The 19,430-nt window shown below is 69.4% G+C and carries 13 protein-coding genes; 3 read left to right on the forward strand and 10 right to left on the reverse strand.

Translation table 11 applies throughout. From position 1 onward, the window contains the following. The 3 genes from LLH23_08735 to tnpA all read right to left on the reverse strand — a co-directional run. A partial coding sequence (locus LLH23_08735; GenBank protein ID MCE5238564.1) for a hypothetical protein occupies window positions 1-2,415 on the reverse strand: 2,415 nt, incomplete at its 3' end. Window positions 2,416-2,430: 15 nt separating this feature from the next. After that, on the reverse strand, window positions 2,431-5,742 hold the full coding sequence (locus LLH23_08740; GenBank protein MCE5238565.1) for a hypothetical protein: 3,312 nt from the start codon (window positions 5,740-5,742) through the stop codon (window positions 2,431-2,433). A gap of 310 nt (window positions 5,743-6,052) precedes the next feature. Then, complete coding sequence (gene tnpA / locus LLH23_08745) at window positions 6,053-6,505, reverse strand: IS200/IS605 family transposase (GenBank protein ID MCE5238566.1); 453 nt, start codon at window positions 6,503-6,505, stop codon at window positions 6,053-6,055. Between the two features lie 368 nt (window positions 6,506-6,873). Between tnpA and LLH23_08750 the strand changes: the two genes are divergently transcribed. Then, window positions 6,874-7,923: a Gfo/Idh/MocA family oxidoreductase gene (locus LLH23_08750; GenBank protein MCE5238567.1), complete on the forward strand. Its 1,050-nt coding sequence runs from the start codon at window positions 6,874-6,876 to the stop codon at window positions 7,921-7,923. A gap of 21 nt (window positions 7,924-7,944) precedes the next feature. Here the strand turns inward: LLH23_08750 and LLH23_08755 are convergent, their stop codons facing one another. From LLH23_08755 to LLH23_08785, 7 genes are all read right to left on the reverse strand, one after another. Then, entirely contained in the window at window positions 7,945-10,179 is a 2,235-nt protein-coding gene (locus LLH23_08755) for a heavy metal translocating P-type ATPase (protein MCE5238568.1), read from the reverse strand. Window positions 10,180-10,370: 191 nt separating this feature from the next. Next, window positions 10,371-10,577, reverse strand: a complete 207-nt coding sequence (locus tag LLH23_08760) for a cold-shock protein (protein ID MCE5238569.1) — start codon at window positions 10,575-10,577, stop codon at window positions 10,371-10,373. 218 nt (window positions 10,578-10,795) lie between these two features. After that, the gene (locus LLH23_08765) at window positions 10,796-11,086 is read right to left on the reverse strand and encodes a DUF1232 domain-containing protein (GenBank protein ID MCE5238570.1); all 291 of its coding nucleotides are present in this window, start codon (window positions 11,084-11,086) and stop codon (window positions 10,796-10,798) included. Window positions 11,087-11,088: 2 nt separating this feature from the next. Further along, window positions 11,089-14,124, reverse strand: a complete 3,036-nt coding sequence (locus tag LLH23_08770) for a hypothetical protein (protein ID MCE5238571.1) — start codon at window positions 14,122-14,124, stop codon at window positions 11,089-11,091. A 117-nt stretch (window positions 14,125-14,241) separates the two neighbouring features. Next, a complete protein-coding gene (locus LLH23_08775) occupies window positions 14,242-15,174 on the reverse strand; it encodes a sugar phosphate isomerase/epimerase (GenBank protein ID MCE5238572.1) in 933 nt (310 codons plus the stop codon). Next, on the reverse strand, window positions 15,171-15,971 hold the full coding sequence (locus tag LLH23_08780; GenBank protein ID MCE5238573.1) for a Cof-type HAD-IIB family hydrolase: 801 nt from the start codon (window positions 15,969-15,971) through the stop codon (window positions 15,171-15,173). The genes LLH23_08775 and LLH23_08780 overlap by 4 nt, the downstream gene beginning before the upstream one ends. 96 nt (window positions 15,972-16,067) lie before the next feature. Further along, complete coding sequence (locus tag LLH23_08785) at window positions 16,068-16,943, reverse strand: sugar phosphate isomerase/epimerase (protein ID MCE5238574.1); 876 nt, start codon at window positions 16,941-16,943, stop codon at window positions 16,068-16,070. Window positions 16,944-17,084: 141 nt separating this feature from the next. Here LLH23_08785 and LLH23_08790 point away from each other — a divergent pair, with 141 nt between their 5' ends. Further along, complete coding sequence (locus tag LLH23_08790; protein ID MCE5238575.1) at window positions 17,085-17,561, forward strand: GNAT family N-acetyltransferase; 477 nt, start codon at window positions 17,085-17,087, stop codon at window positions 17,559-17,561. Window positions 17,562-17,814: 253 nt separating this feature from the next. Next, window positions 17,815-19,416, forward strand: coding sequence for a DUF4091 domain-containing protein (locus LLH23_08795; protein ID MCE5238576.1), 1,602 nt, complete (start codon window positions 17,815-17,817; stop codon window positions 19,414-19,416). The last annotated feature ends 14 nt before the right edge of the window (window positions 19,417-19,430 follow it).

Raw genomic sequence — 19,430 nt, forward strand, 5'->3', positions numbered from 1 at the left:
GAGCAGGAAGCGGAAGGGACAGCCGCCGTACAGGCCGAGGGCACTGGCGCTCCAGCGATGGTCAGGGCCGAAGGCATGGGCGAGTTGCGTGTGGACCGCCGGGCTGCGCAACACGCCGTCATGCGCCTCGAACGGCTCCCACGAGTAACGCCGGTCCTCGACGGCGGCCATGGCGCGGGCGTGGGCGACCAGGGCGCGGTCCGCGTCGGGCAGCCCTGGCGTCACCGCGTCGAGCAACTCCGCCGCGTCGTGCTGGGTGACGTGTTCGAGCAGCTCGCGCAGGCAGATGACCTCCTGCGGGGGCGGGACGATCTCCGAGAGCTGCCGCTCGCGCGTCGGCAGCGCCCCGGGCGCGAACAGGCGCGTGACCTCATCCACGTAGTGGGAGCGCAGCAGCGGCTCGCCGCCGCTGTCCATGGTCGGGTAGCTCAGGGTCAGGCGGCGCTCGGCGACCGCGCAGGCGAGGAGGAACAGGTAGGTCTCGTCGTCCTGCAGTGCGGCTGAGAGGTCGAGGGGGACGCCCGCGCCACCGAGACGGCGGCGCTCGCGATCATCGAAGAAGGCAGGCTCGTGGCGGGTGGCGGGCCACTGGCCCTCGACGAGGCCGCCGATGAGAACGTGGGGCCGGCGGAGTTGGCGCGCCCGGTAGGCGTCCAGCACGAGCACCCGCCCGTCGCGCGCGGGGGGCAGGTCGAAGGTCGTGTCGGCGCAGAGGGCGACCAGCTCGCGGCAGAAGGTGGGGAAGGGGATCGCCTCCGGCTCGCCGAGCAACTGGTCGGCATCGGCGACCTGCTGCAGCGCCTGCAGGAACGCCCGGAAGGCAGCGAGGTTGGCGCTGGTCTCGGCGGCCTCGGCCGAGTCCGCCGCGGCGCTGAGGGTGACGCGGCGGCTGAGGCCGAAGTCCTCGAAGGCGGCCAGCAGGCGCCGCACATGCTCGCCGCGCGGCCGCGGCCGGTTGAGCTGGTCGAGACGCTCGGCCAACGCGTTGAAGAGCGTCGCGGCATGTTCCAGGCGCTGGCGGTCGCGCGCGATGTGCCCGGGGCTGCGAGCTTCGGCGTCCTCGGTCAGCCCCTCGCCCTGGCGCGCCAGTTGCAGCTCCTGCTGGAGGCGGTCGCGGTAGAGCGCGAACTGCTCGGCCCATCGCCGGCGCCCGCCAATGACCCGCGCCTCGCAGGCCACGATCTCGAACTCTTCGGGCGAGAGGGGCGGCCGGCCGCCGGACAGCACCGTCAGGTCCACGAAGTTGGACTTCAGGAACTTGACCACATCGCCACGGGTGTAGTCGTCGCGCACGATCTGGACGAGGTCGAGGACAGCCTGCACCGAGGGGCGCGCGGCGAGGGGCTCGGCATCCAGCAGCGCCAGCGGTACCCCAGCCTCGCGCGCGACTTCCTGCAGCGCCCGGCGGACCGGCGGCAGCGCGCGGAAGATCACGCAGATGTCGCCGGGGGCGGCCCCCTCCAGGAGCAGGCCCTTCACCTCACGGATGATCTCGCGCGCTTCGGCCAGCACGCCCGGGGCCGCCAGCACGGACAGGGCTCCGTCCGCGCTCTCGCGCACCGGCGGACGCAGGCGGAACAGATGGTCCAGCACATGCCGCAGGGGCGCGGGGCGCTCGTCACAGTGCGACAGCCATTGCACCTGGCTGGCGGGCAACTGCTCCTGCAGGCGCTCCAGGAGCCGCCAGGCCGCCGCGTAGCCTGCCCGCTGCTCGGGCTCGGGCGACAGGGCCAGCGTGACGACGACCTCGCGGTCGCCCTCCTGCGCGAGATGACACAGCACCTGCAGTTGGGTGGTGGTGAAGTCGGTGAAGCCGTCCACGAGCACAAGGCGCGCGGCGCCGAAGGGCTGGTCGTGGCCCCGGCTGAGCAGGTGCGTCGCCTGCCAGAACAGGCCGGGCTCGTCGTAGAGGTTGCGCCGGGTCAGCTCCTGCTGGTAGCGGGCGTAGAAGCGCGCGAGGCCCTGGGCGCGGTCGTCGTCGGGGAAGACGCGGCGCACGGCGCGGGTAAAGACCTCGGGAGCGACGGCGGCGCGCTTGAGTTCATCCACGAAGGAGCACAGGGCCGGGACGAAGCCCGCGTGGCGGAGGAGATCGGCCGGCAGAGCCACGTCGGGAGCGGCGGCCAGCCGCTGGGCCAGCAGCAGGCGCTGACGAGGCTCCAGCGGGGAGAGCGGGTCGCGGTTGCTGCGCAGCAGCGCGTGCGCCAGATCATTGAAGGACATGATCCGGGCGTCGTAGAGGCCGCCCGTCTCGCGGGCGACCGCCTCACGCGCGTCCGCCAGCGCGGGCGCGTCGGGCAGCAGCAGGATGACGCTGTCGCTGCCGCCCTCGCGCACGGCTGTCAGGTGACGCGCGCGCACCGCGCGCGTCTTGCCGCAGCCGGGCGGACCGCACAGGATGGTGATCGCAGCCATCGGCCAGCCCCCCGGCTACTTCGCCGGTATGATGATCGCTTCGCCGGGCCAGTGCAGCGCGGCGCGGAAGAGCATCTGGTTGGCGACCGTCTGCTCATCCACCGTCACGCTGATCTCCTGCGCCCCGACCGGCGGGTTGCCCTGCGGTGTGATGCGCACCTTCTCCTTGCCCGCCGGGTACAGCCAGCAGTCCGTGGGGCTGCGCATGACGAGGCGGTCGCCGCCACTCATCTGCACCGGGAAGGTGACGCGCTCGCCGTTGACGATCAGCGTCGGGTTGGCCGTCGCCGTCGCAGCCGACAGGACCTTCAGGCCGTCGAGGAGGCAATGCGAGGTCGTGTTCGCGGGCATGCTGTTGTAGTAGAAGTTGAGGCTGACGATCTTCGTGTAGTCAAGTTTGGCCGGGTCGGGTCGCCGCAGCTCGATGAAGCGCCAGCCGGTCCAGCTGATCGCGATGTACTGATCCTGCGGCGTGCCGGCGGCGTCCCAGAGCTGCACCTTGAGCGCCTCGCCCTTGCCATCGCCCTTCACCCACAGGCCGAGATACTCGTAGTTCTTCAACTCCAGGGGCGGGTCGAAGCGGCGGCCGAAGGTGGCCCAGCCGCTGGCGCTGGGCAGCGTCGAGGTGGCCTTGAAGCTGCAGGCGGTCCGGCCCTCCTTGACGTCATCGGTGATGAGCTTGACCTCCTGCGTGACGCCCTGGCTGGTGGCGCGGCTGCCGTCGGTGGCCGGGTTGTACAGGTGGGTGTCCAGCGCCTTGCTGTCGCCGGGCAGGGCCTGCTCGAACAGCTCCAGCGGCTGCCCCTGGGCATACTGCGGGCCCGGCTTCACAACCGGCCCGGCCTCCAGTTGCAGCTCGATCTGCGCCGGGGTCTTGCGCTCGTTCTTGACCTGCAACACCGCCGGCATGTCCACCTCGGTGGTGTTCTCGCGGTCATCGTGCACCAGGCGCTTTTGCGCGGGCATGCTGCCGAAGTCCGTGTAGCGCACCGGGACGAGGGCGTCCTGGCCCTGCACCTTGCTCAGGCGCCACTCCTGGTCGGGCGACTGCATCTGCCGGCGCACCTCGACCGGCACGCGACCCGAGAGCCGCAGATCCTCCCAGCGGGCGATCGTGTCAATCATCTCCAGGGCCTGCGGCACGGTGCGCAGCGCCTGGGTGGTCGTCTCCACCGAAACCGAGCTATCGAAGGCCACCGACCGCGAGCAGACATACTCGATGTCGTCGGGGCGGATGTTGGGGTTGATGCCATACCAGCCGATGTCCAGCGGCATGAAGTTGCTGAAGAGCCACTGGAAGCCCGGGGTGCGCTTGGCCAGGTAGAGCTTGATGTCGCGGAAGCCGTCGGCCGAGGCGCTGCGGGACAGCAGGTGCCACGAATAGGGGGAGAAGCTGGAGCCCTGGGCGATGATGTCCTTCTTCTTGAACCGCTCGTAGTAGGCCATCTGCAGGCGGGCGTTGTAGTAGGCGTGGTCGCCCTGCAGCCACTCGGAGCCGTCGAAGTAGATGCCGTCGCAGTTGCAGTAGTTCCATGTGCGGGCCACGTTGTCGGCCACGCGGTCAATGAGATCGGTGTGGGTGTCCATCAGGAACAGGCCGTAGGCGCGATAGAGGTGCTTGACGGCGGCGCCGGCCTGGTGGGGCGCGGCCTGGCTCTTGTTCCAGCCGCGCTTGCACCCGCCAAAGCCATAGGGCGGGTCGAGCTTGATCGAGGAGTACTGCACCATCTCGTCGCCGATGCGCAGGATCGTGCCCGTGCCGCGGTAGCCGCCGTCCTCGGTGGGGAACTTGTCGGGAGGCTCCCTGGTGGGGATGAAGGTGGCCTGCTCGTCCACATCGCCGGCCAGCTCGGCCTGCATGTCTACGTAGATGCCGCTATCGGGCACCGGCGTGACCAGCGGGTCGCCAGGGCTGATCCCGGCCGTGAGCATGTGCAATCCCACCGGGAAGCCGGCCTTCTGGATCTTGGCGATGGTGGCCTTCAGTCCCGCCGGACCGTGGGGGAAGTTCTTCTCATTGATGATGAAGCTGCCGCTGCCGTGCGACCAGTCATGCTCGACGATCAGCACATAGCCGAAGTGCCCGCGCTTGGCGTAGCCGATGACCTCGTCCACGTTGTCCTCGGTCAGGTCGCAGATGAACAGGTACGACTGCTTCATCACGCGCGAGAGCTTCCCGGGCTTGCCGCCCAGTTGCGGCGAGGGCAGGCCATAGGTCTTCTCGACCTGCTGCATGACCGAGGCGAACTGCGGGCGCGGGCAGGCGATGAGCGCACACCCGCGCACGAGGCTGGGGCCATACAGCTTGCGGCTGAGGTCGGGATAGGTGCAGACAAAGTTCACATTGTCGGCGTCGGCCTGCCGCAGGACCTGCTGGCCGTCGAAGTTGAGCGTCTGCAGGCACTCGATGGCCGCGTCATCGTAGGTGGCGGCGATGGTGCCGGCGATGGTCGGCAGCTTGGGGACCTGCAGGTCAAACAGCGTGATCGCCTGTAGATCGGCCGGCTCCACCGCCTTGAGGACAAAGCCCATGAAGAGGGGCTGAGCCTGCCACTGCACGCGGGCCTGGGCCTGCTTGTCCCCGAAGGTCACGGTCAGGAGGTCCCCGCTCTTGCTGACGCCGCTGGCGGGGAGGTTCCAGGCGCCGGTCTGGGCGCGCATGAAGGGCCGCGGCGCCCCGGCCACGCGCTCGGCGTTGAGGGTCTTGTCGAAGAAGGACTTCACCGAGCCATCGGCCGACAGCGTCAGCCGGCAGCCCTGGTTCTCGAGCACCACATCGGGTCCGCTCATGCTCGTTCGCTCCACCTTTCGCAGGGCCACGTCGTCCACCGTGACCCCGGCCTGGCCTGTTGAGAGCACGACTGTGATCTGCGTCACCTGCGGGTCGGTCACCAGATGGAAGCCCCCGCCCTGCCGCCACTGCGCCCCGGCGCGCACCGTCGTGACCGCGGCCGTGGTCCGCAGCCACTTCTGACCGGCGCCGTACTCATAGAACGTGAGGTCCACCGCGCCGCCCTTCGCCCACGCGGACAGCTCGTAGACGTCGCCTGCCTGCACCGGGAACGTCGCGCCCAGTAGATGCGCGGGGTTCTTCCCGCCGGCGGCGAAGCGCACGGCATACTTGCCCCCGTGGGCGTCCTCGACGAGGCCGACCGGCCCGCCACACTGGGCGTTGTAGCCCCACTTGTCGGGCAGGAGCTTGGTCTGAAGCTGCCACCCGGCGGGGGCCTTGTCCGTGGTGACGGCCTGTTCGAAGTCCCCGTTGACGAGCTGAGCATGGGCGGCGACCGCGGCGACGAGGGCGGCGAGGATGAGCAGCATGCGCATGAACGTGACCTCCGGCGGCCCCTTCGGGGCGCGCGTATGGGTGAGCGCGTCGCGTTCCGTGGGGTGCCGCCCACGGCTACGTACGATGGCCCGCTTCGCGGGCATGAACGGCACGGTTAGCACGGGCTGCTGACCGTGGGCTGCCGCCCACGGCTACATACGGTGGCCCGCTTCGCAGGCATGGACAGCGCGGCCGTCGGCGCCGAAGGCGCCCGCGTGCGTAGCCACGGGCGTGAGCCCGTGGGTGCGAGCGTCCCTCCTCCATCGTCCGTCGGCTAACGTTGCCGGCGCCCCAAAGGGGCCGCCGGGCTCACTGCCAGATGTACCGCGGATCGTAGGCCACGCCGTGCTGTTCCAGGAACGCCACAAACTCCTCCTCGAAGGTGCGTTCCCGGTGGTGAGCCTCCTGGCCGGCGAGATAGCGTGTGAGTCCGTCAACCTCACTGCGCCCGACGGTGAAGGCGCCATAGCCATCCTGCCAGCCGAAGCCCACAGCCAACGCGACGGTCTCGCTGAGCCAGCGCGAGGAGTTCGACTTGATGTCGCGCATCATGTCCGAGATGGTGCGGTCCTTGGGCATGACGGCGAGCAGGTGCAGATGGTTGTCGGTGCCGCCGGCCGCGAGCAGTTGGCCCTTGCGGTTGCGCAGGATGCCGCCGATGTATTCGAACAGCCGCGGCCGGGCCGCGGCGGCAAGCAGAGGCCGCCGCTCCTTGGTGCTGAAGATGAGATGATAGCGCAGACACGTGAACGATCCTGCCATGGTTCCCCCTCGGACGGCCCCTTCGGGGCGCACGTGGTATGACGGGTCGCGATCCGTGGGCTGCCGCCCACGGCTACGCACGATGGCCCGCTTCGCGGGCACGGACATCACAGCATGGACATCACAGCACGGACATCACAGCATGGACATCACAGCATGGACATCACAGCATGGACATCACAGCATGGACATCACAGCATGGACGGCACAGCATGGACGGCGCGGCACGTACGTCACGGCGCGTACATCACGGCGCGTACGCCACGGCGCGTACGCCACGGTGGTCCTCATACGACAACGATCCGCGTTGCAGGAATATTGCCTGCGTTCGCGGCAGAGTCCTGCAACTCTGTTGCGGGGTGAACGTCATGGGTTCTGTCCGGGTCGCCTTCGTCGGTACCGGCAACATGGGCCAGTGCGCCCATCTGCGGCACTACGCCGCTTCGCCTGACTGTGAGGTCATCGCCCTCGCCGAGCTGCGGCCTGGACTGGCCGCGCGGGTCGCGGCGCGCTATGGCGTGCCACGGGTGTATGCCGACCATCGCGACCTGCTGGCTCACGAGCAGCCCGAGGCCCTCGTCTGTGTCCAGCCCTTCACGCGCTATGGCACGCTCCTGCCCGAGCTACTCCAGTCCGGGCTGCCTGTGCTCATCGAGAAGCCCCTGGCCTCGTCGGTGGAGCAGGCCGAGAAGATTGTGGCCGCCGCCGAGGCCCGGGGCACGTGGATCATGGTCGGCTACCACAAGCGCAGCGATCCGGCAACCATGCGCGCCCGCGAGGAGATCGAGCGGCTGCGGCAGACCGGCGAGCTGGGGCGGATGACCTATGTGCGCGTCTCCATGCCGCCGGGCGACTGGATCGCCGGGGGCTTCGTGGATCTGTTGCACAGCGATGAGAGCCTCCCGCCGCTGCAGACCGATCCGCCGCCGACGGACATGACCCCCGAGCAGTTCCAGGACTACCTGCGCTTCGTCAACTACTACATTCACCAGGTGAACCTGCTGCGGCATCTGGTCGGGGAGGACTACGAGGTGACGCACGCCGACCCGGCCGGGGTGCTGCTGGTGGCGCGCAGCGCCAGCGGGGTGCCGGCGATCATCGAGATGCAGGCCTACCAGACCAGCCGCGACTGGCAGGAGGCGGCGCTGGTGTGCTTCGAGCGGGGGTGGGTGCGGGTGGAGCTGCCGGCGCCGGTGTCGCTGAACCGCGCCGGGCGGGTCACGTTCCTCCGCGATCCGGGCCAGGGCGCCGAGCCGCAGATGATCGAGCCCGTGTTGCCCACGGTCAGCGCCATGCAGCAGCAGGCGGCGAACTTCCTGAAGGCCGTGCGCGGGGAAGCCCCGGCCCCGTGCCTGGCGCCCGAGGCCCTGCGCGACCTCGTGGTCGCCCGGGACTATGTGAGGCTGTTCTGGGGCTAGGGCGGGGTACAAGCCCCCGCCCTACAGGCGGGCGCGGCGGAGGCGGAGTGAGTTGCTGACGACGGAGACGCTGCTCATGGCCATCGCCGCGGCAGCGATCATCGGGTTGAGGACGCCTACGACGGCCAGCGGGATGGCTGCCACGTTGTAGCCGAAGGCAAAGCCCAGGTTCTGCTTGATATGGCGTAGCGTCAGGCGGCTGAGGCGGATCGCCCGCACGACCGCCAGCGGGTCGCCGCTGACCAGCGTGATATCCCCGGCCTCGATGGCGATGTCGGTGCCTGTCCCCAGCGCGATCCCCACCTCGGCCTGCGCCAGCGCCGGCGCATCGTTGATCCCGTCGCCCACCATCGCCACCCGCTGGCCCTGCGCCTGCAACTCGCGGACGCGCGCGGCCTTCTGATCGGGCAGGACCTCGGCGAGCACCTGCGTGAGGCGCAGTTGGTCGGCGATGGCCTGCGCCGTGCGCGCGTTGTCGCCGGTGAGCAGCGCCACCGACAGCCCCATCTCCTGCAGGCTCCGGACCGCGGCCGCGGCGTTCTCCTTGAGCGTGTCGGCGACCGCGAGGAGGCCGAGCAGGTTGCCGCCGGCCGCGACGTGCAGGACCGTCTTGCCCTCGCCCTGCAGGCGCTGCGCCTCGGCAGCGGCCGGCGCGGCGTCCACGCCGCGCGCGGCCATCAGCGCCGCCGTCCCCACCAGCACCTCGGCGCCGTCCTGTAGGGTGGGGGCTTGTTCCCCGCCCCGCAGCGTCCCGCGGACGCCCTGGCCGATGAGGGCCTCGAAGTCTGTGACCTCGGGGAGGTCGAGGCCGCGCTCTTCCGCGGCGCGGACGACGGCCTGGCCGAGGGGGTGCTCGGAGGCGTACTCGACGGCGGCGGCGAGGGCGAGGAGCTGCGCCTCGGCGGGGTCCCCGTCGGCTGCGCCGACACCCCGCCCTCGCAGCGTGACTAGCTCCGTCAGCGCCGGCTCGCCCTTCGTCAGCGTGCCCGTCTTGTCGAAGACGACCGTGTGCAGCGCACCGACGGCTTCCAGTGCGGCGGCCTCGCGGATCAGGATGCCGTGCTCAGCGCCCAGGCCCGTGCCCACCATGACGGCTGTCGGCGTCGCCAGGCCCAGGGCGCACGGGCAGGCGATGACGAGGACGGAGACGGCGTTGATGAGGGCGCGGACGTAGTCGGCCCGACCAACGAGGAGCCAGCCCAGGAACGTGAGCAGCGCGATGGCGATGATCGTCGGCACGAAGACGGCGGCGATGCGGTCGGCGAGGCGCTGGATGGGCGGCTTGGTCGCCTGGGCCTGCTGCACGAGGCGGACGATCTCCTGCAGCACGGTGTCCTGGCCCACGCGCGTGGCGCGGAAGCGGAGGCTGCCGCTCTGGTTGATCGTCCCGCCGATGACCTCGTCGCCGGGGTGCTTGTCGACCGGGAGGCTCTCGCCGGTGAGCATGGACTCGTCCACCGTCGAGTCGCCGCTCTCGACCACGCCGTCCACGGGGAGCTTCTCGCCGGGGCGGATGAGGATGAGGTCGCCCACGACGATCTGCTCGATGGGCAGGCGCGCCTCCTCACCGTCGCGGAGGACGGCGGCCTCGCGCGGGGCGAGCTGCAGCAGCTTGCGGACCGCGTCGGAGGCGCGGCCCCGGGCCCGGGCCTCCAGGAAGCGCCCGAGCGTGATGAGCGTGAGGATCATCGCGGCGGAGTCGTAGTAGAGGGCGTGCTCGTGCTCGTCGAGACCGAACCGGAAGCTGTTGTAGGCACTCAGCAGGTAGGCCGCCGTCGAGCCCAGGGCGATGAGCACATCCATGTTGGCCGCCCCATGCGCGAGCGCCCGCCACGAGTTGCGGTAGAATTGCCAGCCCAGTAGCACCTGCACCGGCGTCGCCAAAAGGAAGAGGAGGGGGAGGGTGAGCGAACCGGCGACGGGCCACATCGTGAGGACCATCAGGGGCACGGAGCACACCGCGCCGAAGAGGAACAGGCGCCACTGGCGGCGGCTCTCCTGCTCGCGCTCGGCCAGGCGCTCGTCGTCGGTCGTCGTCTCGGGCAGACTGGCCTCGTAGCCGGCGTCCTGCACGGCGGCGATGAGGCGCTCGGTCGGCACAGCCCCGGCCGCAAAGCGCACGGTCGCGGTCTCGTCGCCGAGGTTGACGACCGCCTCAGCCACGCCCTCGACGTGCGCCAGGGCCTGCTCCGCGCGGGCCGCGCAGGCCGCACAGTGCATGCCCTTGATGTTCAGCCGCACCTGGTCGTCTGCCATGGCCATCACCTGAGCCTACGTTCGTGGCCTGCGGGCACGCGAAGCGCTGTCCGCGGCCTGTTGTCTGTGTGGGAGGGATACAGCGGCATGTGGACCCCGCAAGTGCGAGCCGACCGAGGGGAAGGGAGATCAGAAGACGAACAAAGCCCCCGACCGCCGCAGCCGCCGGGGGCTCTGTTGTTTGCGAGGGGTTAGTCGCTGACGACAGTGACGCGGTCCGCGCGCGGACCCTTAGCGTCCTGCACGACCTCGAACTCGACCTTCGCGCCCTCCTGGAGGGTGCGGTAGCCGTCGCCCTGAATGGCCGAGAAGTGCACGAAGACGTCCTTGCCACCCTCGTACTCGATGAACCCGTAACCCTTGCTCTCGTTGAACCACTTGACCTTGCCGATAGGCATCTGACGCTCTCCCTCGGTACTGCTCGCTGGTCTCTCACATGCAGCGAGTCGTAGGGAGCAAGCTCCCCTATCGGCAACTCGTGCGTACGTGCAAGTACACAGCTCGTAGTGGCTAAAGCCACCAATGCATTATGGACTATAGCATTTGGGATTAGATTCGTCAAAGAGAAAAACAAGTCGCCCCACGGGAACACAGACAGGCCGTCATCCCCCTGAGCCTACCCCGCGTCTGCTGCCTGCCGCTCGCACTCGGCCCGGACGTCGGGCGGCACGGCCCGCAGCGCCAGCCAGACCAGCAGCGGCAGGATCAGGACATCATCCACCAGCCCCAGCACCGGGATCCAGTCCGGGATCAGGTCGAAGGGCAGGCACGCATAGCCCACCGCCGCCACGAGCAGCCATCGCGCCACCCGCGGGGTGCGGGGGTGAGACGCCATGAGGCGGTAGGCGACCACCTGGCGCCTGAAGCGCCGCCCGTACTCGCGCAGGCGGGAGGACAGCGCCGACATGCCTACGGCACCGTCACAAGCTGCAGCGCGTCGAACCACGCGCTGCCGGCGCTGATCAGACTGAGGTGAGCACTGATGCGCTTGGCGGCGGCCTCGGTGGCCGTGAACTCCACGCGGTACTCCTGCCAGTCCGTGGTCAACTCATGCGTGCACTGGGCGCCCTTGGCCGCGTCCAGCGTGAAGCTGAACTTCTGCCCCGCGCGCTCGCCCTTCGCCCAGATCGAGAGCGCATACTTCGTCCCCGGAGCCAGGCGCACCGGGAAGGGCGACACGCCCATGCCCTGACCCTCGACCGGCGTGCGCAGCCGCAGCGACTGCCGTCCGTGGATTGCCACCCGCGGGTCCACGTACCAGCTCGCGCCCCTGTCGGGGCCGTAGCCGGTATAGCAGCCGTCCGGGGTGCCGACGTTGGCGGCCTCCTCCCAGCTCGCGTTGACGATCAGGTTCTTGGGGTCAAGCTGCACGCGGTCGGCCGGCGGAGCCTCCACCTGCAGGCGGTACACGCGCGTGCTCATGGCGTCAACCATGTCGGTGAGGCGGCCCTGCTCCACCGGCACCTGGCGGTTCTCGAAGAGGACGTCGGCGGAGCCAGACCAGGTCGTGGGAAGGGCCAGTTGGAGGGTGGCGGGTTCGTTCTTGGTGTTGGCGCACAGGACGGTGAGGGCGCCGCGCTCCTTGAAGACGGCGGCCTGGACGGAGGCGGGGCTGACCGGGGCCGGCGGGACGCCGGCACTGGACGAGGGAGTGGCCCTGGGCGAGGGAGTGGCCCTGGGCGAGGGAGGGGCGGCGGGCGCGGGAGGGGCCTGGGCCGGCGGGACGCCGGCACTGGACGAGGGAGGGGCGGCGGACGCGGGAGGGGCCTGGGACGGCGAGACGCCGGCACTGGGCGAGGGAGTGGCACTGGGGGAGGGAAGGGCGTTGGAAGAGGCAGGCGTGGCGGGCCATGGCAGGCGCTCGCCGGCCAGGGCGGGCGTGAGTTGCGACAGCTCGAGCATCAGACGGCGGCATTCGCTCCACAGGTCGGGCGAGGTGGGGTTGGTGGCCGGGGGGCGGCGGATGAAGTACTGGATGCCGGTGGCGCCGTGGATCAGCGCCAGGTAGGTCATCACCCGCTCCTCCTGGCGCGACGGCTCGCGCTTCCAGCCCTCGCCGCCGCCGAAGGCCTGTGGCACCACCCACAGCGGCATGGACTCACCAAGTTCGCGGTTGATCTGGTCGCAGAACTCCGTCACCCTGGTGACCGGCCCGTTGGGGATGGGGTATGGGTCGGTCATGCACACGTCCATGCCCCGGGCGTAGCGGGCCGCGGCGCTGGCGACGCAGAACACCATCGTGACCGGGTGCCAGGGGTCGAGCTCCTTGATCCTGTTGTAGGCCAGCTCGCAGTCCTCGGGCTTGGCCCAGCCCAGTTCGGGCTCATCGGCGAGGTAGTAGCTCAACAGCGCCGGGTGGTCGCGGAAGGCCTCGATCTCCTCCTTGAGCCACTGCCACTTCTCCTCGGTGTGCGGGGGGCGGGACACGCCGTGGATGGCCAGTTGAACCCGCAGGCCCACCTGCGCGCAGCGGTCCAGCATCTGCTTGACGCGGGTACGGTCGCGGCGCTGCTCCAGGTTCGTGCTCAGGTACGGGGCGATGGTGTTGAAGCCCCAGACCGGCTCGGCCTCGATCACGTCATCCACCGTGCGCATGTCGGCATAGCATGACTGCGGACAATAGGGCAGGCCGGCCACGAGCAGCGTGCGGCTGCGGTTGTCAATGGCGACCCCGTTGGGGTTGGGCGCGGCCAGGAGCAGGTTGTAGACGAGCGACGAGAGCGACTGGCCGCCACGTGACAGCGTGGCTTTCAGCGGCACGCGCCCCAGGGGCAGCTTCGCCAGCGAGATCGGCACTTCCGTCTGCACCCCTGCCTGGAGCGGGCCGCGGTAGAGGCTTGCCCCCCCGCCCTCGACAGCCAGCGTCAGGCCCTCACCGGCCAGCGGGTCGGCCCGGACCAGCAGCGCCCCGGTGTCGGTGGGGGTGAAGGGGACGCGCGTCGCCTTCACCGCCAGCAGGCGCGGCAGCGTCACCGTCAGTGCCGGGGAGGTGTAGAGCGCCTTGTCGCCCTGCAGCACGTCGAAGCCCATCGCGTACGTGCCGGGCTCGGGCAGCTTCACCGCCAGGCGCACCGTCTGTGGCTTGTCCGTGAGCTTGACGGCCTGTCGCACGGGTGTCGCGCCCTCCTTGCGCTCGCCCCAGGCCAGCGCCACCTCGTCAGGGCCGCCGGCGGCCCGGCGCAGGCTGAGGCTGACCTCGGAGGTCTCCCCGAGCGGCTGCAGGGGGATGCGCACGTTCGTGATCTCCACCCCGCCGATGACAAAGGGCTGCGGGGCGAAGCGGAAGTCCACCGCCCAGGTCTGCTCCTGGCCCTTCGGCATCGGGCCATCGCGACCGAGCCACAGGTGCTGCCGCTGCTTGTAGTCGTACAGGGTCAGGGGGGCGGTGGACGTGAAGCCGAACTGGCCGGGCAGGATCGCGAACTCGCCGGAGATCGCCTCGCCGAAAGGATTGCTCTGGCCGGCGAACTGCAGGGGGATGACACCGCTCTTCTCGCCCCACTGGCCCCTGGCCTTCCAGGCCCCGCCCACGAACAGCGGCGTCGGCTGCGCGGCGCAGACCTCGTACTCCATCGGCTCATCCCAGGCGAGCTGGCGGAACTTGTAGGTCAGCGTGTAGCGGTCGCCGGGGCCGGCCACGATCGTCTGCGTCCAGGGGAGCTTGGGGTCGGCGCAGGTGACGGTCAGCGTCTGCTGCTGCCCCTGGCGTTGCAGGTCGGCCCTGAGGCCCTCGCGGCCCGTGTAGCTCCAGGCCCAGCCTGGCGGGTGCGCCACGACCGGGGCGACGGCCAGGTTCAGCAGTTGCTGCCCGTCGGCCAGCACCAGCAGGCCGCTGGCGGCCGTCCAGCGCAGCGTGAGATGCTGCAGGACGATCTCGACGGAATCGTCGGCAGGCAGGGCAACAGGCAGGAGCAGGAGTAGCGGCAGGAGCAGCAGGCGTCTCATGGCAGGCTCCTTGTGGAGGTGGGGTCTGTCCGCCCCGTGGGGTCTGTCCCCGGACGGACCGGAGGTCCGGGAGGGGGCTGACCCCGTTACTGCTGACCCATCTTGAGCCGAACGGGGTCAGCCCCCTGCGGACCGGCTGTCGCCGGTCCTTCGGGGACAGACCCCGCCCGAGGTGACTCCTGCCGCCTCGGCGGCGCGGAGGAGGCAGTCGCGGCTCTCGGCCAGGGCCTCGACCCGGTCGGTCTCTTCCAGCTCGAAGACGAAGACGCCGGCGTAGTCCAACTCGTCGGCGACGCGGAGCAGGCGGGCGTAGTCAATGATCCCCCGCCCGCAGGCGCGGTGATCGCGCAGGTCCCCTGCCCGCACGTCATGGAGGTGGAAGTGGTACAGCTTCGGCCCCAGCGAACGGAGGTGCTGTTCGAGCAGGTCGTTGTAGAAGGGACCCTCCTGCGGTGTGCCGCGGACCTCGGCCGGGACGTTGGGCGTCAGGTGCCCCACGTCCACGTTGGCCCCCACGGCCGGGTGGTCAATGTCGTGGATCAGGCGCGCGAAGTCGTCCACACGCGGGGGAAAGCAGGTCTCGATCGTGACCCGCACGCCCTGCGCAGCGGCCTGGTCGCCGAGCCGCCGGTAGAGCGCCACGAGCTCGTTCCAGCTCTGCTCGAGCGTGTACGTCGCCTTCGGCGCGGCATGGGTGACGGTCAGACCCCCGCCCAGGAATGCCACCGCTTCCAGCGCGATCTCCAACTGGCGCACGGCGGTCTCGCGCAGCGCGGGGTTAGGCGACAGCATCGGCATCTCGAAGAACTGGGCGTGGGTCGAGACATGGGGGAACTGCGCGGCGAGGTCGCGCAGTTCGTCGCGCTCGGACGGTGTCAGGCGCTCGAAGTAGAAGCCGTCGAGGGTGCCCAGGCTGTGGGCGTAGCCGTCGAAGCCCAGGAACTCGACAGCCCCGAAGCCCAGGTTCAGACCGACGCGGCACGCCTCGGCGAGGGAGTAGCCGGCGAGGCTGGCGTTGCTGAAGCCGAGGCGACGCGAGAGGTCAATCATGCAAAGAACTTCTCCAGCGTCTCGGCGACCCCCTCCTCCTCGTGTTCGGGGACAAAGTCGGCCGCCGCGCGCACGGCCTCGGCCGCCCGTGGCATCGCCACCCCCGTGCCGGCCCACTCGATCATCGGCAGGTCGTTGAGCATGTCGCCCATGGCCATGACCTGCTCGCGCACCAGCCCCAGGTGCCCGGCCAGCCACGCCACCGCCGCGCCCTTGGAGACCTCGGGGTTGAGGAACTCGATGTACTCGGGCATGGAGCGGGTGACATACAGCCGGTCGCCAAAGAGGGCCTGCTCGCGGGCCAACAGGTCGGCCACGAGCGGCGCGTCGGCGGCGATCAGCAGCTTCGTGGGCGACTGGCCGTCGAAGCGCCGCAGGTCCCCGGCGATCGTCGGGTTGTTATCCGTGCGCCGCTGGTACAGCCACGCCCAGTGGTCCATGTGCGTGACATAGAGCACGTCATCGAGGAAGTAGTTCAGATGGAGGCGCTCCTCCACACTGTGCTGCACGACCTGCGCGGCCAACTCGGGCGGGACAGTCACGTGGAGCATCGGCTCGGCAGCGTCCGGCAGCCGCACCATCGCGCCGTTGTACGAGACGATCGGGGTGGTATGGGGGATGCCCAGGCGCCCCACGAAGTCGCGGGCGCTGGAGTGCATGCGGCCGGTGGCGATGGCCACGGTCACGCCCTGGTCCATGACCATCTGCAGAGCGCGCAGGTTGCGCTCGGGGATGCGCCGGGCGTCGTGAACGAGAGTGCCATCGAGATCAATGGCGATGAGCTTGATGTCGGGCATGGTGTTCCTCAATCGAAGGTGCCAAAGAGCGTGGGAGCGGTCACCGTCCGCGACCCATCCGGTCGCGGTCGGTGACCGCTCCCACGCCAGACGAGTCTACCTCAGGTTCGCGATCATGGCCTGGATCTTCTCCAGGCAGATGCGGCTGCTGGCTTCGCCGCCGGCGCTGAAGGCCGCGCCGCCGGGGCGGTTCATGGCTTCCTCGGACAGCGCTGAGCTGACCCGCCAGTGGGTCTCGAGCGAGCACGCACCCTCGTAGCCCATGTCCTTGAGCGCCTGGAACTGGGCGGGGTAGTCAATGTAGCCGCCGTCGCCGACCGGCACGCAGCGGGCGCCGCCCTCGGCGTCGGGGTCCTTGACGGCGTCCTTGAGGTGCATGTGGATCAGCCAGGGCTGCATGCGCTGCCAGGCATCGGGGAAGGGCAGCTCCCCGCCCTCGGCATAGACCTCGTTGGCCGGGTCCCAGATGGCGCGGACGCGCGGGTGGTTGAGGTCGCAGTACATCTTCTCCGCCTGCGCGGCCGTGGCGATGTGGGTGCTGGCCTCGTTCTCGATGCCGATGTAGATGTCTTCCGCTTCGCAGATGCGGATGGGCTCGGCGTAGGCGTCCAGCAGTTGCTGCCAAACGTTCTCGGCCGGGCCGGTCTTCCAGAACGTGAAGCCGCGCACGATGTTGCAGCCAAAGAAGTGGCACATCTCGGCGCAGCGCCGCAGGATGCCCAGATGCTCCTCATAGGCGGCCGCGTCGCCCAGATCGCACTTCAGGAACGGGGCGGCAATGGCCGCCACGCTCATGCCCGCCTCATCCAGGATGAAGCGCATCTCCTCGAGCTGGTTGTCGGTCAGCTTGTGCGGCGGGGTGTCCCAGACCGAGCGCGGCTCGACCTGCGGAACACCGTACTCGCGGCACACGTCAACTACGCGCTGGAAATCCTGGGAGATCTCGTCGCTGATCACACTGAGCTTGAACATGGATCGTCACCCTTCACATTAGTAGAGCGTAGACATTCGGCGCGCAGGGCGCCCTGACCTGCCTGCCCCGGAGCGGCGCCGGCGGGAAGGACCCGCCCGACGCCGTCACGAAACAGTCCTCCCGACAGGAGGTGGGCCCACATGCCCTTGCAGATGCGGCAAGCCACACTGGACGACATGGCGCGGATTCAGGAGATCGTGCGCGAGATCTGGTACATCGGCACCGACTTCGCGCTCGAAGAGAAGTACGGGTCCGTAGGAGACGAGCCCTGGGACCGCTGGCTGGTGCCCAAGGTCATGAGCCGGCTGTACGAGGAGATGGACCACGTGTGGGTCACAGAGGAGGACGGCGCCATCGTCGGTTTCTTTAGCTACACGATGAGCAGCGCGCGCCAGGTGGGCACGGTCCACTACAACGGCGTGGCCCTCGCCGGCCGGGGCAAAGGCATCGGGACCATGCAGATCCAGAAGATCTTGGAGATCTTCCGCGCGGCAGGCATGAAGGTCGCCTGCGTCGGCACCGGGCTGAACGACGGCCACGCGCCCGCCCGGCGGGTGTATGAGAAGTGCGGTTTTGAGCCGGTCATCGAGTACCGGATGTACGCGCAGAAGTTGTAGACATGGTGTGAGAGGCGTGGGGTGTGTGGGAGCGGTCACCGACCGCGACCGTCGAGGATCGTGGGCATGTGGGAGCGGTCCCCGACCTCGACGGTCGGTGACATACAGTCGCGGTCGGTGACCGCTCCCACGCCTGTGTCGTCAGTGACCGCTCCCACGCCTGTGTCGTCAGTGACCGCTCCCACGCCTGTGTCGTCAGTGAATAGGACGTTGTGCCAACCATCGAGGCTGAGCCCATCATCAGGTGATACCCATGAAGACCGAGTGCTGGCTTTCCACATCCCTGAGGCGCTGGTTCCCGCGTAGCGAGCCGGTCGTCCTCAACCGCCTGAAGCTGCAGGCGCTGCGGGGCGAGCAGGTGTCCTTCCAGGCCTGCGTCCGCGTCAGCGATACCGACCGGGCCACGGCCGTCAGCGTCGGCCTGGCCGGCGGGGAGGATCTCGCGGTGCGGCTGCGGCGGGTGGGCTGCGTGCCCGTGCCGCACCATAACACCGCCACGCCACTGGCTGAGCTGGATGGCCTCGGCCACATCCCCGGCTACGTGCCGGACGTGCTGTTCGACGAGCAGGAGGCGCAGGTCGCGCCCCACGAGGTGCAGGCCTTCTGGGTGACGGTCCGCGTGCCGGAGAAGGCGGAGCCGGGGAAGCGCGAGCTGGCGCTGACGCTGCAGGTCGGCGAGGAGACGCGCCGGCTCACGGCCGTCCTGGAGGTCGTGCCCGCCGTGCTGCAGCCCCGCCAGGGCTTCCCGGTCACGCAGTGGTTCTATGCCGATGCCCTGTGCGACTGGTACAAAGTCGAGCCGTGGTCGCTCAACTTCTGGCCGCTGCTGAAGCGCTACCTGGAGAGCTTCAGCGCCCACGGCTTCAACACGCTGTTGACGCCGCTACTCACGCCGCCGCTCGATGGCGTCAAGCGCCCGACGCAACTGCTGCGGGTGCGCAAGCAGGGGCGGAGCTACGACTTCAACTGGGCCGATGTCGAGCGGTGGGTGAAGCTGGCGAAGTCGTGCGGCATCGAGTACTTCGAGTGGTCGCATCTTTTCACGCAGTGGGGCGTGAAGTACGCCCCGCGCGTGTACCACGACCAGGGCCTGGACGAGAAGCTGCTGTGGCCGGCCGACAAGGGCGCCACCTCGCCGACGTATCGCGCCTTCCTGGGTCAGCTCCTGCCGGAGCTGCACACCTTCCTGCGGCGCCGGCAGTTGCTGGACAAGTCGTTCTTCCACGTCTCGGACGAACCGCATGGCGAGGAGCACAAGGCCAACTACGTGGCGGCGCGCGCGCTGCTCAAAGAACTCGCGCCGTGGATGAAGACGATGGACGCGCTGAGCGAGGTGGACTACGGGCGCGAGGGCCTCACCGACATGCCCATCCCGTCCATCGCGGTGACGAAGAAGTATTGGGAAGAGGGCATCCCGAGCTGGACGTACTTCTGCTGCGGGCCACGCGGGCGCTATCTGAACCGACTGCTGGACACGCCGCTGCCGAAGCTGCGGATGGCCGGGTGGCTCTTCCACCGCTTCGAGCGTCTGGGCTTCCTGCACTGGGGCTTCAACTACTGGTACAAGAGCCAGACCCGCCAGCTCATTGACCCCTTCACCGTAACCGACGGCCTCGCCTGGCCGGGCTGGGCGTATGGCGACACGTTCCTGGTCTACCCGGGGGGCCACGAACCCATCGAGTCCATCCGGGGGCAGGTGTTTGCCGAGTCGCTGCAGGACATGGCCCTGCTGCAGACGGCGGGCATCGCGCCGGACAGCAAGCTGCTGGCGCCGCTGGCGGACTTCAACGACTACCCGAAGGACGAGGCGTGGCACTGGCAGGCGCGGGCGAAGGTGCTCGCCACGCTCAAGTAGCCACGACGGCAGGT

It is taken from the genome of bacterium, assembly GCA_021372615.1.
In the GTDB taxonomy this organism is placed as follows: Bacteria; Armatimonadota; Zipacnadia; order Zipacnadales; family UBA11051; genus JAJFUB01.

Excerpts from the sequence above, each read along its gene's own strand:
- LLH23_08740 (MCE5238565.1), bottom strand. The coding sequence starts at position 5,742 with ATGCGCATGCTGCTCATCCTCGCCGCCCTCGTCGCCGCGGTCGCCGCC.
- tnpA (MCE5238566.1), bottom strand. The coding sequence starts at position 6,505 with ATGGCAGGATCGTTCACGTGTCTGCGCTATCATCTCATCTTCAGCACC.
- LLH23_08750 (MCE5238567.1), top strand. The coding sequence starts at position 6,874 with ATGGGTTCTGTCCGGGTCGCCTTCGTCGGTACCGGCAACATGGGCCAG.
- LLH23_08755 (MCE5238568.1), bottom strand. The coding sequence starts at position 10,179 with ATGGCAGACGACCAGGTGCGGCTGAACATCAAGGGCATGCACTGTGCG.
- LLH23_08760 (MCE5238569.1), bottom strand. The coding sequence starts at position 10,577 with ATGCCTATCGGCAAGGTCAAGTGGTTCAACGAGAGCAAGGGTTACGGG.
- LLH23_08765 (MCE5238570.1), bottom strand. The coding sequence starts at position 11,086 with ATGTCGGCGCTGTCCTCCCGCCTGCGCGAGTACGGGCGGCGCTTCAGG.
- LLH23_08770 (MCE5238571.1), bottom strand. The coding sequence starts at position 14,124 with ATGAGACGCCTGCTGCTCCTGCCGCTACTCCTGCTCCTGCCTGTTGCC.
- LLH23_08775 (MCE5238572.1), bottom strand. The coding sequence starts at position 15,174 with ATGATTGACCTCTCGCGTCGCCTCGGCTTCAGCAACGCCAGCCTCGCC.
- LLH23_08780 (MCE5238573.1), bottom strand. The coding sequence starts at position 15,971 with ATGCCCGACATCAAGCTCATCGCCATTGATCTCGATGGCACTCTCGTT.
- LLH23_08785 (MCE5238574.1), bottom strand. The coding sequence starts at position 16,943 with ATGTTCAAGCTCAGTGTGATCAGCGACGAGATCTCCCAGGATTTCCAG.
- LLH23_08790 (MCE5238575.1), top strand. The coding sequence starts at position 17,085 with ATGCCCTTGCAGATGCGGCAAGCCACACTGGACGACATGGCGCGGATT.
- LLH23_08795 (MCE5238576.1), top strand. The coding sequence starts at position 17,815 with ATGAAGACCGAGTGCTGGCTTTCCACATCCCTGAGGCGCTGGTTCCCG.